The sequence below is a fragment of the Pseudomonas sp. ZY71 genome, assembly GCF_036542145.1.
GTDB classification, from domain to species: Bacteria; Pseudomonadota; Gammaproteobacteria; order Pseudomonadales; family Pseudomonadaceae; genus Aquipseudomonas; species Aquipseudomonas koreensis_A.
Genome location: NZ_CP144274.1, coordinates 1875950 through 1888691, shown reverse-complemented (window position 1 = coordinate 1888691; position 12742 = coordinate 1875950). Strand labels below are relative to the sequence as shown.

Annotated in this window: 13 protein-coding genes; 4 read left to right on the top strand and 9 right to left on the bottom strand. The window is 57.6% G+C overall.

The features are described from left to right. The first annotated feature begins 5 nt into the window (after window positions 1-5). Complete coding sequence (locus VY732_RS08410) at window positions 6-719, top strand: DUF3108 domain-containing protein (protein ID WP_034156239.1); 714 nt, start codon at window positions 6-8, stop codon at window positions 717-719. Window positions 720-1119: 400 nt separating this feature from the next. On the opposite strand, the gene VY732_RS08405 is transcribed toward VY732_RS08410, so the two are convergent. Continuing rightward, window positions 1120-2745, bottom strand: a complete 1626-nt coding sequence (locus tag VY732_RS08405) for a methyl-accepting chemotaxis protein (RefSeq protein ID WP_331695166.1) — start codon at window positions 2743-2745, stop codon at window positions 1120-1122. 130 nt (window positions 2746-2875) lie between these two features. Further along, window positions 2876-3907 carry an amidohydrolase family protein gene (locus VY732_RS08400; RefSeq protein ID WP_331695165.1) on the bottom strand — a complete coding sequence of 344 codons (1032 nt, stop codon included), beginning with the start codon at window positions 3905-3907 and terminating at the stop codon, window positions 2876-2878. 153 nt (window positions 3908-4060) lie between these two features. On the opposite strand from VY732_RS08400, the gene VY732_RS08395 reads away from it, so the two are divergent. Then, complete coding sequence (locus VY732_RS08395) at window positions 4061-4477, top strand: OsmC family protein (RefSeq protein ID WP_007919858.1); 417 nt, start codon at window positions 4061-4063, stop codon at window positions 4475-4477. A 61-nt stretch (window positions 4478-4538) separates the two neighbouring features. Further along, the gene (locus VY732_RS08390) at window positions 4539-5405 is read left to right on the top strand and encodes a pirin family protein (protein WP_331695164.1); all 867 of its coding nucleotides are present in this window, start codon (window positions 4539-4541) and stop codon (window positions 5403-5405) included. Between the two features lie 479 nt (window positions 5406-5884). Here VY732_RS08390 and VY732_RS08385 read toward each other — a convergent pair whose 3' ends face one another. From VY732_RS08385 to VY732_RS08370, 4 genes are all read right to left on the bottom strand, one after another. After that, window positions 5885-6613 (bottom strand): dienelactone hydrolase family protein, encoded by a 729-nt coding sequence (locus tag VY732_RS08385; protein WP_331695163.1) that lies wholly within the window; start codon window positions 6611-6613, stop codon window positions 5885-5887. 68 nt (window positions 6614-6681) lie between these two features. After that, the gene (htpG, locus tag VY732_RS08380) at window positions 6682-8586 is read right to left on the bottom strand and encodes a molecular chaperone HtpG (protein ID WP_077572237.1); all 1905 of its coding nucleotides are present in this window, start codon (window positions 8584-8586) and stop codon (window positions 6682-6684) included. An 82-nt stretch (window positions 8587-8668) separates the two neighbouring features. Then, the gene (locus VY732_RS08375) at window positions 8669-9121 is read right to left on the bottom strand and encodes a PaaI family thioesterase (RefSeq protein ID WP_331695162.1); all 453 of its coding nucleotides are present in this window, start codon (window positions 9119-9121) and stop codon (window positions 8669-8671) included. Beyond that, window positions 9118-9594 carry a PaaI family thioesterase gene (locus tag VY732_RS08370; protein ID WP_331695161.1) on the bottom strand — a complete coding sequence of 159 codons (477 nt, stop codon included), beginning with the start codon at window positions 9592-9594 and terminating at the stop codon, window positions 9118-9120. The genes VY732_RS08375 and VY732_RS08370 overlap by 4 nt, the downstream gene beginning before the upstream one ends. Before the next feature lie 158 nt (window positions 9595-9752). Between VY732_RS08370 and VY732_RS08365 the strand changes: the two genes are divergently transcribed. Further along, window positions 9753-9989, top strand: a complete 237-nt coding sequence (locus VY732_RS08365; protein ID WP_007959016.1) for a hypothetical protein — start codon at window positions 9753-9755, stop codon at window positions 9987-9989. Window positions 9990-10067: 78 nt separating this feature from the next. On the opposite strand, the gene VY732_RS08360 is transcribed toward VY732_RS08365, so the two are convergent. From VY732_RS08360 to brnQ, 3 genes are all read right to left on the bottom strand, one after another. After that, the gene (locus VY732_RS08360; protein WP_077571710.1) at window positions 10068-10469 is read right to left on the bottom strand and encodes an MAPEG family protein; all 402 of its coding nucleotides are present in this window, start codon (window positions 10467-10469) and stop codon (window positions 10068-10070) included. Then, a complete protein-coding gene (locus VY732_RS08355; protein WP_077571709.1) occupies window positions 10469-11206 on the bottom strand; it encodes a DUF599 domain-containing protein in 738 nt (245 codons plus the stop codon). The genes VY732_RS08360 and VY732_RS08355 overlap by 1 nt, the downstream gene beginning before the upstream one ends. Window positions 11207-11409: 203 nt before the next feature. Next, entirely contained in the window at window positions 11410-12723 is a 1314-nt protein-coding gene (gene brnQ / locus VY732_RS08350; protein ID WP_077571708.1) for a branched-chain amino acid transport system II carrier protein, read from the bottom strand. Window positions 12724-12742: the final 19 nt, after the last annotated feature.

The window sequence follows — 12742 nt, the reverse complement described above, 5'->3', positions numbered from 1 at the left end:
ATATTATGCGTCGCGCCCTGCTCTTCGCTTGCGCTCTGCTCGCCCTGCCCTTCGCGCAGGCAGCGGAACTTCAACCGTTCTCCGCCAGCTACACCGCCGACTGGAAACAGCTGCCCATGAGCGGCACCGCCGAGCGCAGTCTGGTCAAGGAGGCCAACGGCGTCTGGAAGCTCAGCTTCAAGGCCTCGATGATGATCGCCAGCCTCACTGAAGAAAGCACCCTGACCCTGGACAAGGACACCTTGCTGCCGCAGTCCTACCACTTTGAACGTGGTGGCCTGGGCAAAGCGAAAAAGGCTGATCTGGATTTCGACTGGAACAGCAAAATGGTCACCGGCACCGACCGTGGCGACGCGGTGAAAATCCCGCTGAACCGCGGCATGGTCGACAAGTCCACCTATCAACTGGCGCTGCAACATGATGTGGCTGCTGGCAAAAAGACCATGAGCTATCAAGTGGTCGATGACGGCGAAGTCGATACCTATGACTTCCGCGTGCTGGGTTCGGAAAAAGTCGAAACCAAGGCTGGCAAGATCGATGCGATCAAGGTCGAGCGCGTGCGCGACCCGACACAAAGCAAGCGCACCACCGTCCTCTGGTTCGCCAAGGATTGGGATTACCTGCTGGTCCGCCTGCAACAGGTTGAAACCGACGGCAAGGAGTACAACATCATGCTCCAGGACGGCACGGTCAACGGCAAAACCGTTAAAGGCAGCTGATCCGCCGCAAGAACAAAGAGCCCCGCGAAATGCGGGGCTTTTTTTTGCCTGCGTTTAACTCGACTTTTTGTGTCACCTTCGCCCCTCACCCCAGCCCTCTCCCGAGGGAGAGGGAGCCGACCGAGATGTCTCACCAGCTACATCGACCTGAAAGACCGAGTCGATTATGGATTAGATCAGGTCGGCGTAATTTTCTAATCTCCCACGGTCAGCCCCCTCTTCCCTTGGGCGAGGGAGCCGACCGAGATGTCTGGCGCTATGCATCGACCTGTAAGATCGAGTCGATTATGGATTCACCAAAGAACACTCAGGTCGGCGTAACTCGCCAATCTCCCACGGTCAGTCCCCTCTCCCCCTGGGAGAGGGTTAGGGTGAGGGCAGCCTCAGGTTCACCACACACTCAAACCGAAAACTTCGCCACCATGCTGTTCAAATCCACCGCCAACCGCGACAACTCCTGACTCGCCGCACTGGTCTGATTGGCCCCCGCCGAGGTCTGCATCGCCAGATCACGAATGTTCATCAGATTGCGATCCACCTCGCGCGCCACTGCCGCCTGCTCCTCCGAAGCACTGGCGATCACCAGATTGCGCTCGTTGATCAAGGTAAACGCGGAGGCGATTTCCTCCAGCGCCACACCAGCAGCCTTGGCCAGTTCCAATGTTGAGCGCGCCCGCACATTGCTCTGCTGCATCGAACTGACCGCCGAATCAGTGCCCTGCTGAATCCCGCCGATCATCTGCTCGATTTCCTGAGTCGACTGCTGTGTACGATGCGCCAGTGCGCGCACCTCATCGGCCACCACCGCAAATCCGCGCCCGGCATCCCCGGCCCGCGCTGCCTCGATCGCAGCATTCAAAGCGAGCAAATTGGTCTGCTCGGCAATCGAGCGAATCACATCCAGCACTTTGCTGATGCTGTAGACCTTTTGCGCCAAATCTTCTACTTGGCTGGCATTGGCCGTCACATCATCGGCAAGCGATTCGATGGACAACACCGTTTGATGCACCTGTTCCCGGCCATGCTGGGCAATACGATCGGATTCACGAGAGGCCTCGGACGTGGCCACGGCATTGCTGGCAACCTCCTCCACTGCAGCCGTCATCTGATTGACCGCCGTAGCCGCCTGTTCGATTTCCAGGCTCTGCTGGTGCAACCCGCGCGTTGCATCCTCCGTAACGCAACTCAGCTCTTCCGACGCCGAGGCCAATTGACTGGAGGACTCGGAGATTTGCCGAATCGTGTCGCGCAGGTTGTGCTGCATGCTCTTGAGCGCGTGCAGCAGTCGCGCCGGCTCGTCCTTGCCACTGATGTTGATATCGCCAGTCAGATCACCACCGGCCACCACCTCGGCGACACCCAACGATTGCGCCAGCGGCAGCACGATGCTGCGCGTCAGCAGCAGGGCCAGGCCGATGGTAATCAGCGCAGTGACACCGATCATCACGCCGACCCACACCCGCGAACTGGTAAACACCAGCCGCGCTGCTTCGGTGGCGAGATTGGCATTGTGTTTATTCAGCTCAACCAGCTCGCGTAAGAGCACTGCGATTTCATCGGCCAAGGGACTCATCTGCCCATTGAGAATGGTCGCGGCCTCCTCGACCCGATTCTGCGCCGACAACTGCATGACCTGTGCCTGAAACTCCAGATACTGGTGCTCGGCAACCTTGAAGCGATCAAACAGTTTGCGCTCCTCGGGCAACACGATCAGCACGTCATATCGCTGCTGGGCCTCACTGAGCACTCCGCGTAGTTCATTGAGTTTGGCAACGTTCTGTTCGAGCGCCTGCGGATCCCGATTGAGCAACAGGCGCATGGTCAACGCCCGCAGGCGCAACATGTCCTGACTCATCTCACCGACCGCCATCACACTCGGCAGCCAATTGTTATCAACCTCGTCGGACTGCGCGCGCATGTTCGACATTTGCAATAAAGCGAACGCCCCAAGGGCAAATACCATCAGCGCCAACAGACCAAAACCGAGGCCTGCGCGCGGGGCAATATTGAGACTACGGATACTCATTGCTCTGGTTCCTTCCAAAAGCGCTGCATCAACCCTGCAGCTGGTTGCTTTAGAAGGTATCGGCCCCGCGGAAAAATGCGTAAGACGAAAAGGCGATATCAAAAGGCCTTGATCCTTCGAACCGTTGGCATTAACGATTCAGCGTAGTTTTCTCGGACTTGAGCACCGTTCGCGGCAAGATCGCCAGGAAGTTATCCCGAGCGACTTTTTTCGCAACGTCCTCGGGCAACGCATCGAGGAATGGCTTGAAGCTGTGCATTTCCTCACCGAGTTTGTTGAATCGCCCGACTACGTCTGAACCCAGCATGAAGCGCTCTGGGTATTTCTTGACCAGCGCCAGCCATTCCGGACGCGGTTTGCCCTGCTCGTCCAGCAGATACGGCGTGAGCATGCTCCATGACAAGTCGATGAACAGATTGGGATACGCCTCAAGCAGGCGTGTCAGCGTAGGCAACAGGAAATTCAGCTGGGTCTGATGCCGATGGATTTCTGCGCTGGTGCCGGCGTGCGCCCAAATGAATCGCGTGTGCGGGTGATGACGCAGCGGTTCTTCGATTTCCTTCAGGTACAGCGGATTTCTCTCACGCTTGGAAGTGATGTTCGAATGCAGCATCACCGGCAGATCGTTCTCGGCGGCCAGATGATAGATCTTGGTCATGGCTTCGTTGTTGGCGCGCGGCGTGTCGCCGGACGTCAGCGCCGTGAGATCGTCATGACGAGTGAACACTTCGCCGATGCCCTGCCACAGCCCCGGGTACAGATCGAGCATGCGCTGGATGTGTGCGGCGGAGTTCTTGTCGTTGGGGTTGAAGCCGGAAAGAAACGGATGAAAGTACGGGCGTTGTTCTGCGCTCAGCTTTTGCACCGCATCGGCAACAATCACGTCGGTCGCGCTATACCAGTAAGCATCAGCGTCATCCCCGGCGTAATAGCGCGGGCGCTTGGGTTCGTCCTCATGCCACTTCTTGGCGACCGGAATGCCAGAAATCATCACATGCTCGACGGACCCGTCCTGCATGGCTGTCAGCAGTTTCGCCATGCCTGCGCTTTCCTGGAAAAAATCCACGTAATGCAGGTGCGCATCGCTGTAGGTGTATTCGCGGGCGCTGACGTTGCCGGCAAATACCAACAAACAGGCAAGACTCAAACGATACAGGGACACAAGTAATCTCCAGGAAGTAGGCTTAGCCTAGACCCTGCCCTGACGACAAGGGTTCATCCCGCAGGAAAGTGGAACGCGTACCGGTGGGAATGCTCTATAACTGCAAGGTCTTTTTTGATCGAAGCGACTTTTCCTACTGCCAGTGAGGTTCCCATGACTGTTACCGTCAATACCGTCTCCGCTGAAGGTTTTCGTCACACCGTACAGATTGATGATCACGAATTGTTTGCCGACGTACCGAAATCCGCCGGCGGCGAAGGCTCGGCACCCGAGCCGCATGATTATTTCGATGCGGCCCTCGGCGCCTGCAAAGCCCTGACCCTGAAGATGTACGCGAAGAAGAAAGACATCCCGCTGACCGGCGTCGGGGTCGATGTCAAACGCGACAACAGCGAAGAGCAGAAAGGCAAATACGTCTTGCACGTCACCCTCACCCTGAAAGGCGTGCTCACCGACGCCCAGCGCGAGGAACTGCTGCGCGTTGCCGATCGCTGCCCGATTCACAAGCTGATGACCACCACCGACGTCAGCATCGAAACCCACGCCCCGCAAGGCTTCGATAGCCAGTAATCCTCCTGATGCCAGCGGCGGGTTATGCTTCTGGCATCACCCGCTCAGCCTGGAATGCACCATGGACACGCAACCTCTGATCATTCGCCCGCGCGCCGAAGACGTCGAAGGCCAGCCGATTCTGCGCCCGCTGCCGTCAGCCAAATGCCGCAGCGTCGGGCCTTTCGTGTTTTTTGATCACATGCTCGAGACGGTTTATCCGACGGGCAAAGGCATGAACATCCGACAGCACCCGCACATCGGTCTGTCGACACTCACCTATTTGTTTGAAGGCCAACTCCTGCACAAGGACAGCCTTGGCTCGGACCAGGTGGTCAGCGCTGGAGATGTCAGCTGGATGACCGCCGGCGGCGCGATTGCACACGTCGAGCGCACGCCGGAACCGTTGTGGGACCAGAGCTTCACCATGCACGGCTTGCAGATCTGGCTGGCCTCGCCCAAGGATCATGAACAAGGTCCCGGGCATTACAGCCATCACCCGGCGGCGACACTGCCGGTCAGCGATAACCTCGGCGTACAGATTCGCATGATTGCCGGGTCAGGCTTTTGCCTGGAATCGCCGGTGCCGGTGCTTTCTCCTACGTTGTATGCCGAAGTGCAGATGCAAACCGCGACTACCCTGCTGATTCCGACCGAGCATGAAGAACGTGCGGTGTATGTGTTGAGTGGGGATGCGCAGTTGAATGGCGAGGCGATTGAGCCGCATGCGCTGGTCGTGTTGCCGGCTGGGGAAGAGATGAGTTTGTTTGCCGACAGTGATGTGCACGCGGTGGTATTTGGCGGCGCGCCATTGGACGGGCCTCGGCGGATCAACTGGAATTTTGTGGCGAGTGATCCAGCGGCGATTGATGAAGCGCGGCGCAAATGGGCGGCCGGGGATTGGCCGACGGTGCCGGGGGAAGTTGAACGGATTGAATTACCAGGTTAAGCCTTTACCCTCACCCCAGCCCTCTCCCAGAGGGAGAGGGAGCCGACCGAGGTGTCTTGCGTCATACATCGACCTGAAAAATCTTGGCGATTATGGATTCACCAAGACACTTTCAAGGCGACGCGTTGGTTGAGCACCCACCATCAGTACCCTCACCCCAGCCCTCTCCCAGAGGGAGAGGGAGCCGACCGAGGTGTCTTGCGTCATACATCGACCTGAAAAATCTTGGCGATTATGGATTCACCAAGACACTTTCAAGTCGACGCGTTGGTTGAGCACCCACCATCAGTACCCTCACCCCAGCCCTCTCCCAGAGGGAGAGGGAGCCGACCGAGATGTCTCAGGTTATACGCTGACCTGAAAAGTCTTGGCGACTATGGATTCAGCACAGCCCTTTCAGGTCGGCGTTACCCTCAAGTATCCCCCAATCGGTCCCCTCTCCCTCTGGGAGAGGGTTAGGGTGAGGGGCTCTTCGCTTTTCAGCCCTTGAACACTTCATCCAGCAAATCATGCATCGACTTGAACGCGCGCTTGGCGGTCTTCGCGTCGTACATCATCTTGCCCGGCACATTGGCATGCGGATCGGTAAACGAGTGCACCGCACCGCCATAGCTGAGCAACTGCCAATCGACCTTCGCCGCATTCATCTCGTCTTCAAACGCCGGCAACTGCTCCTTCGGCACCAACGGATCGGAAGCACCGTGCAGCACCAGCACCGAGCCCTTGATGTTCTGCGCATCCGCCGGGTTCGGCGAATCCAGCGTACCGTGGAACGACACCGCTGCCTTCACTGGCGCGCCCGTGCGAGCCAGATCCAGCGCACAGCAACCGCCAAAGCAGAAACCGAACACTGCCAGTTTCGACGTATCAACCGCCGCCTCACCCTGCTTCTGCAACTGCTCGAACGCCGCTTGCATACGCGTGCGCAGCAACGCACGGTCCTCCTTCAACGGCATCATCGCCGCGCCAGCCTGATCGGCGTTCTGTGGACGCACAGCCTGACCGTAAACGTCAGCAATCAACACCACGTAGCCCTTGGCCGCCACCGATTTGGCGATTTCTTCGGCACCGGCGCTGACGCCCATCCAGTTCGGCGCCATCAACAAACCCGGACGCGCACCTTTGTGCTCAGCGTCGAACGCCAGGCGACCCTCATAGGGCTGGCCGTCGATCTGATAGACCACGGAACGTACAGTGACTTGGCTCATTTCTGACTCCTGATTGGTTAAACCCCAGAATGAAAAAACCCGCCGAAGCGGGTTTTTCTACGACTTGATTAAACCGACAGTTCAACCAGCAGCTTGTTCAGACGGCGCACATAAGCAGCCGGATCCTTCAAGCTGTCACCAGCCGCCAGCGCAGCCTGATCAAAGAGGATGTGCGACAAGTCGCCAAAACGCTCTTCGCTCTGCTCGCCATCGAGTTTCTCGATCAGCGGGTGGCTTGGGTTGAATTCGAAGATCGGCTTCGAATCCGGCACCTTCTGCCCGCTGGCTTCGAGGATCTGACGCATTTGCAGACCCAGATCCTGCTCGCCGATGGCCAGGATGGCCGGCGAATCGGTCAGACGATGCGATACGCGAACTTCAGCCACGGAATCGCCCAACGCGGTTTTCAGACGCTCAACCAGACCTTCTTTGGACTTGGCGACTTCTTCTGCGGCTTTCTTGTCCTCTTCCGAGTCCAGATTGCCCAAATCGAGATCACCGCGTGCCACGTCAACGAAAGTCTTGCCGTCGAACTCGCTGAGGTAGCTCATCAGCCACTCGTCGATGCGGTCGGTCAGCAGCAGCACTTCGATGCCTTTCTTGCGGAAGACTTCCAGGTGCGGGCTGTTTTTGACCTGCGCGTAGGTTTCGCCGGTGAGGTAGTAGATCTTGTCCTGACCTTCCTTGGCGCGTGCCAGGTAGTCGGCCAGACCGACGATCTGCTCGCCTTCGTCGCCATTGGTCGATGCGAAACGCAGCAGACCGGCAATTTTCTCTTTGTTGGCGAAGTCTTCGGCCGGGCCTTCTTTCATGACCTGACCGAAGTTCTTCCAGAAGCCTTTGTATTGCTCAGGCTCGTTCTTCGCCAGTTTTTCCAGCATGTCGAGCACGCGCTTGGTCAGCGCGGTCTTCATCGAATCGATGATCGGGTCTTTCTGCAGGATCTCGCGCGACACGTTCAGCGACAGGTCGTTGGAATCAACCACGCCTTTGATGAAGCGCAGGTACAGCGGCAGGAACGACTCGGCCTGATCCATGACGAACACGCGTTGCACGTACAGCTTCAGGCCTTTCGGCGCTTCACGCTGGTACAGGTCGAACGGTGCGCGGGCCGGCACGTACAGCAGCGAGCTGTATTCGAGTTTGCCTTCGACTTTGTTGTGGCTCCAGGCCAGCGGGTTTTCAAAGTCGTGAGCGATGTGCTTGTAGAACTCTTGGTATTCCTCGTCCTTCACTTCAGTGCGCGGACGGGTCCACAGGGCACTGGCGCGGTTGACGGTTTCCCACTCAACGGCCGGAGCCTCTTCGCCTTCGGCAGCTGCAGCTTCTTTCGGCAGCTCGATCGGCAAAGCGATGTGGTCGGAGTACTTCTTGATGATGTTGCGCAGACGCCAGCCATCAGCAAACTCGTCTTCTGCAGCTTTCAGGTGCAGAACGATGCGGGTGCCGCGCTCCGGTTTGTCGATGGTGGCGACTTCGAACTCGCCCTCGCCTTTCGACGACCAGTGCACGCCTTCGCTGGCCGGGGTGCCGGCGCGACGGGAGTACACGTCAACCTGGTCGGCAACGATGAAGGCGGAGTAAAAGCCCACACCGAACTGGCCGATCAGATGCGAATCTTTCTTCTGATCGCCCGAGAGGTTCTTCATGAAATCAGCGGTGCCGGATTTGGCGATGGTCCCCAGGTGGGTGATCACATCGTCACGGTTCATGCCGATACCGTTGTCTTCGAGGGTGACGGTCTTGGCGTCCTTGTCGAAGCTCACACGGATTTTCAGATCAGCGCCACCTTCGAGCAACTCTGGCTTGGCCAGGGCTTCGAAGCGCAGCTTGTCGACAGCGTCAGAGGCGTTCGAGATCAATTCGCGAAGGAAAATTTCCTTGTTGGAATACAGCGAATGGATCATGAGGTGCAGCAGCTGCTTTACCTCGGTCTGGAAGCCCAGGGTTTCCTTTTGAGTTTCCACACTCATGGTCATCAAACTCCAATCAGATGGCAGTGGCCGCGACCCGAAATGGTCGGCGGCGGGTTGTCTTGTGAGTTTGGGGCGCTGTTCAGGATTTCAAGGGCTCATCGATTTTGAAGTGTGCACGCGCGGTGGCAATCGGTTCGCTTTCGGTACTTTGCCAGGCCGTGATCGCGACGTTGGCCACGCGCCGGCCCTGGCGGCAGACCTGACACTTGGCCCAGGTGTCGCGAAACTGCCCGGCGCGCAGGTAATCAAGGGAGAAATCGATGATCTTCGGCACGCCCGGGGTCTCGGTGAAAATCAACAAATGCAGCGCGGCTGCCAACTCCATGAACCCGGCAATCACCCCACCGTGAATCGCCGGCAATAAAGGGTTACCAATGTTGTCCTTGTTCGCCGGCAGCTTGAACAGCAATTCATCGCCGACACGTGAGCATTCGATGCCGATCAGCCCGGCGTAGGGAATCAACTGCAACAGCGGCGCGTAGTCGCCCTCAGCGTGAGCCTGCTGCAACTGCTGTTTCAGATCATCGCTCATTGCCCTGCTCCCTTGATCGCGCCGCCGAAGCCTTTGGTGCCTTTAAGGCCCTTGCCCATGCGCATGAACGTACCGACGACGTGGGCGATGGGTTGTTCGGGATCGTCCTGATAGGCGAAACCACGAGCGAAGATCACATCGGTGGTTACCCGGTAGCACTGGGCGTAGCCATAGACGTCTTTGTTCGGTTCGGCGGCGTGCATATAGTCAATGCGCAAATCGAGGGTCGGGCAGACTTCGAATTCCGGCAACACACAGAGCGTCGACATCCCGCAAGCGGTGTCCATTAACGAGGTAATTGCGCCACCATGAATGACCCCAGTCTGCGGATTACCGACGATTTGCGGGCTATAAGGCAGGATCACCGTAAGCCCTTCGCTGGAGGCTTCATGTACTCGCAAACCAAGTACCTGGCAGTGTCTTAACGCTGAAAGAAATCGCGTCGCGCGCTCAAAAACGGGGTTTTCACCCATATGATAATTACTCTCGTTAAAGCCATTGGCCAGTAGTAGCGAACAGACCAAAAGTTCCGTAGCAAAACAAACTTATATATCTGAAACAAATGAGGAACTTAACCTGTAGCGCCAAGCTCTTAAGGCCAGTAGTTATTTTCCATAAGGAGAAACACCCCATGCGTAAGACTTTAGCTATTGCCTTGATGTTGACCGCTTCCCTCGGTCTCGCTGCCTGCGATAAAAAATCCGAGGACAAAGCTCAAGATGCCAACCAACATGCTGAACAAGCTCAGCAAGACATGAACAAAGCTCAGGATAAAGTGAACGACGCTGCGAAAGAAAACGCCGAAGCTGCCAAAGCTCAGGCTGAATCGAACGCTGCCGCGCAAGAAGAAGCTGCCAAGAAGCAATAATTCGCTTTTTGCTGCAGAAAAAAGAAAACCCGCCAAGTGCGGGTTTTCTTTTGCCTGTCATTTAGTGACAAGGTCGCCTTAGAGCAAGACCGTTCTAAAAGTCGGACTAATCATCAACAACAGCGAACACACTATGCCAACTACCCAGGCCAGACTGCGCAGCTTGGGAAGATCGGCGAGATAGAACCACAAGTAGATGATCCGTGCGATCACGAAAATGATCGCCAACGTATCGATCAGCCATCCTGCCGTCTGGGTGGTATGCGCCATCAGCACACCGACCGCGAACAACATGAACGCTTCAATCGTATTCTGATGCGCCGCCAGCGCCCGCGCGCCGTAGCCGGTCAGTTGCGCTTGTTGCTGGCGCGGCAAGTGGTTGTTGTAACCGCCCTGCTCTTTCATCGCCTTGCCCACCGGCATACGCGCGATGTAAATCAACAGCGCAGTGATAAACACACACCAGAACGGAATACTCATCAAGCGACCTCTTTGTTTGTTTCAGGAAGGGGGGCTTCTGTAGGGGTATAGACCATGACATCGAGAACGTCGGAATGAAACTCGCGGCGGTACAGGACCAATACCACACCGGCGCTCATTAGCATGAACAGCCACGGACTGACGAACCACGCGAGCATGGTCATGCCGAAGTAGTATGAGCGCAGCCCGAAGTTGAACTGGTTGGCCGCCATCGAAATCACTCGCGCCGCCCGCGCAGCGAACGCCTTGCGCTCCTGTTCGGAGACATGTCGCTCACCGATCATTGGCGCCGAGCCGACCAAAACCGCCGCAAAGTTGTACTGACGCATGCACCAGCTGAAAGTGAAGAAGGCATAGACGAACACCATCGCCAGACACAGCAACTTGATCTCCGACATGCCCTGCGACGCCTGTTGCACCATCGGAATATCTGCCAGCAACGACACTGCCCGCTCCGACGCGCCAAGCACAGTGAGAATACCGGCGAGAATAATCAGCGTGCTCGAGGCGAAGAACGAGGCGTTACGCTCAAGATTCCCGATCACACTGGCGTCGGCGATGCGGTTGTCACGCAGCAACATGCGGCGCATCCAGTCTTCGCGGTACAGGTGCAGTACGCTCGCCAGACACGCTGTATCGCGGCCCTTCCAGGAGGCATAACGGGTATAACCGCCCCAGCAGATGACAAACCAGACGGCCGCGAGCAGGTGGATCAGGTTGGCTTGGATGAACGACATGCAATTCCTTGTGAGGTGTGTACACGCACTGATTACTTGTGGGAGCGAGCTTGCTCGCTCCCACATTGAGATTTAGGCAACCCTTCGACGTTAGCTCAGGGAAAAAGACACTGCCTGACGCGCATAAAAAATGCCCCGTATCGATTGATACGGGGCATTTCTGTTTAAGCGTTGAAGACCCGCTTTTGGCGGGTCAGACAACGTCAGGCGACCGCTTCGCTGCGCTTGCCCAGCAGGCGATCGCAAACCACTGCAACCACCAGGGTCATCACGCACGGCACCAGCCACGCGAGGCCCTGCTCGCTCAGTGGCAGGTGCGACATTTGCGATGGCATCCAGTCGGCCAGACCGGCGCCTTTCAACGCGTCGATGGTGCCGAAGACGAACGACACCAGCATCACCGGGCCGAGAATGCGGCCGTGCTCATGCCAGAAGTCTTTGCAGAAGCTCAGCGCCACCAGCACGATGCACGGCGGATAGATTGCGGTCAGCACCGGAATCGAGAAGGCAATCAGCTTGGTCAGGCCCAGGTTGGATACCAGCAGCGAGAACGCCGCCAGAATGATCACCAGGGTCTTGTAGGACAGTGGCAGCACACGGCTGAAGTATTCGGCACACGCACAAGTCAGACCGACCGCCGTCACCAGACACGCCAGCGAGATCAGTACCGCGAGGAAACCGCTGCCCAGCGAACCGAAGGTGTGTTGCACATACGCGTGCAGTACCGCCGCGCCGTTGGTCGCGCCCACGGCCACTTCGTGGCTGCCGGAACCGAGGCGGAACAGGCTGATATACACCAGCGCCAGACCGACACCGGCAATCAGGCCAGCGATGATCGCGTAACGGGTGATCAGCGCCGGCGACTCGACGCCACGGGAGCGGATCGCGTTAACGATGACGATGCCGAACACCAGTGCTCCGAGGGTATCCATGGTCAGGTAACCATTGATGAACCCTTGAGAAAACGGTGCCGCCACGTATTCCGGCGTACCGTGGCCGATGTCACCCGCCGGCAAGGCGAATGCAGCGATGCCGAGGACTGCCAGCGCGATGATTTTCAGCGGCGCGAGGAAGCGGCCAACGGTGTCCAGCAAGCGCCCAGGGTAGAGCGAGATGAAGAACACCAGCAGGAAGTACACCGAGCTGTAGAGGAACAGTGCCAACGGGCTTTCGCCGGTCAACGGCGCCAAGCCTACTTCAAAGGATACGGTTGCGGTACGCGGGGTGGCGAACAACGGGCCGACTGCCAGGTAGCACGCAGCCGCGAGAATGCCGCCAGCGATCTTGCCGATCGGGCTGCTCAGCGCATCCATCGCCCCACCGACCTTGGCCAGTGCAACGACAGTGATCACCGGCAAACCCACTGCGGTGATCAGAAAGCCCAGCGCGGCCATCCAGACGTGAGGTCCGGCCTGCAAGCCAACGATAGGCGGGAAAATGATGTTGCCAGCCCCGACGAACAGAGCAAACGTCATAAAACCAAGTGCCAGGATGTCCTGACCTTTCAAAACTTTCATTAAGGTAATACCACACTAC

Coding starts and splice junctions, on each gene's coding strand:
- VY732_RS08385 (WP_331695163.1), bottom strand. CDS start 6,613: ATGAGCCAAGTCACTGTACGTTCCGTGGTCTATCAGATCGACGGCCAG.
- VY732_RS08365 (WP_007959016.1), top strand. CDS start 9,753: ATGCGTAAGACTTTAGCTATTGCCTTGATGTTGACCGCTTCCCTCGGT.
- VY732_RS08370 (WP_331695161.1), bottom strand. CDS start 9,594: ATGGGTGAAAACCCCGTTTTTGAGCGCGCGACGCGATTTCTTTCAGCG.
- brnQ (WP_077571708.1), bottom strand. CDS start 12,723: ATGAAAGTTTTGAAAGGTCAGGACATCCTGGCACTTGGTTTTATGACG.
- VY732_RS08355 (WP_077571709.1), bottom strand. CDS start 11,206: ATGTCGTTCATCCAAGCCAACCTGATCCACCTGCTCGCGGCCGTCTGG.
- VY732_RS08390 (WP_331695164.1), top strand. CDS start 4,539: ATGGACACGCAACCTCTGATCATTCGCCCGCGCGCCGAAGACGTCGAA.
- htpG (WP_077572237.1), bottom strand. CDS start 8,586: ATGAGTGTGGAAACTCAAAAGGAAACCCTGGGCTTCCAGACCGAGGTA.
- VY732_RS08360 (WP_077571710.1), bottom strand. CDS start 10,469: ATGAGTATTCCGTTCTGGTGTGTGTTTATCACTGCGCTGTTGATTTAC.
- VY732_RS08375 (WP_331695162.1), bottom strand. CDS start 9,121: ATGAGCGATGATCTGAAACAGCAGTTGCAGCAGGCTCACGCTGAGGGC.
- VY732_RS08395 (WP_007919858.1), top strand. CDS start 4,061: ATGACTGTTACCGTCAATACCGTCTCCGCTGAAGGTTTTCGTCACACC.
- VY732_RS08410 (WP_034156239.1), top strand. CDS start 6: ATGCGTCGCGCCCTGCTCTTCGCTTGCGCTCTGCTCGCCCTGCCCTTC.
- VY732_RS08405 (WP_331695166.1), bottom strand. CDS start 2,745: ATGAGTATCCGTAGTCTCAATATTGCCCCGCGCGCAGGCCTCGGTTTT.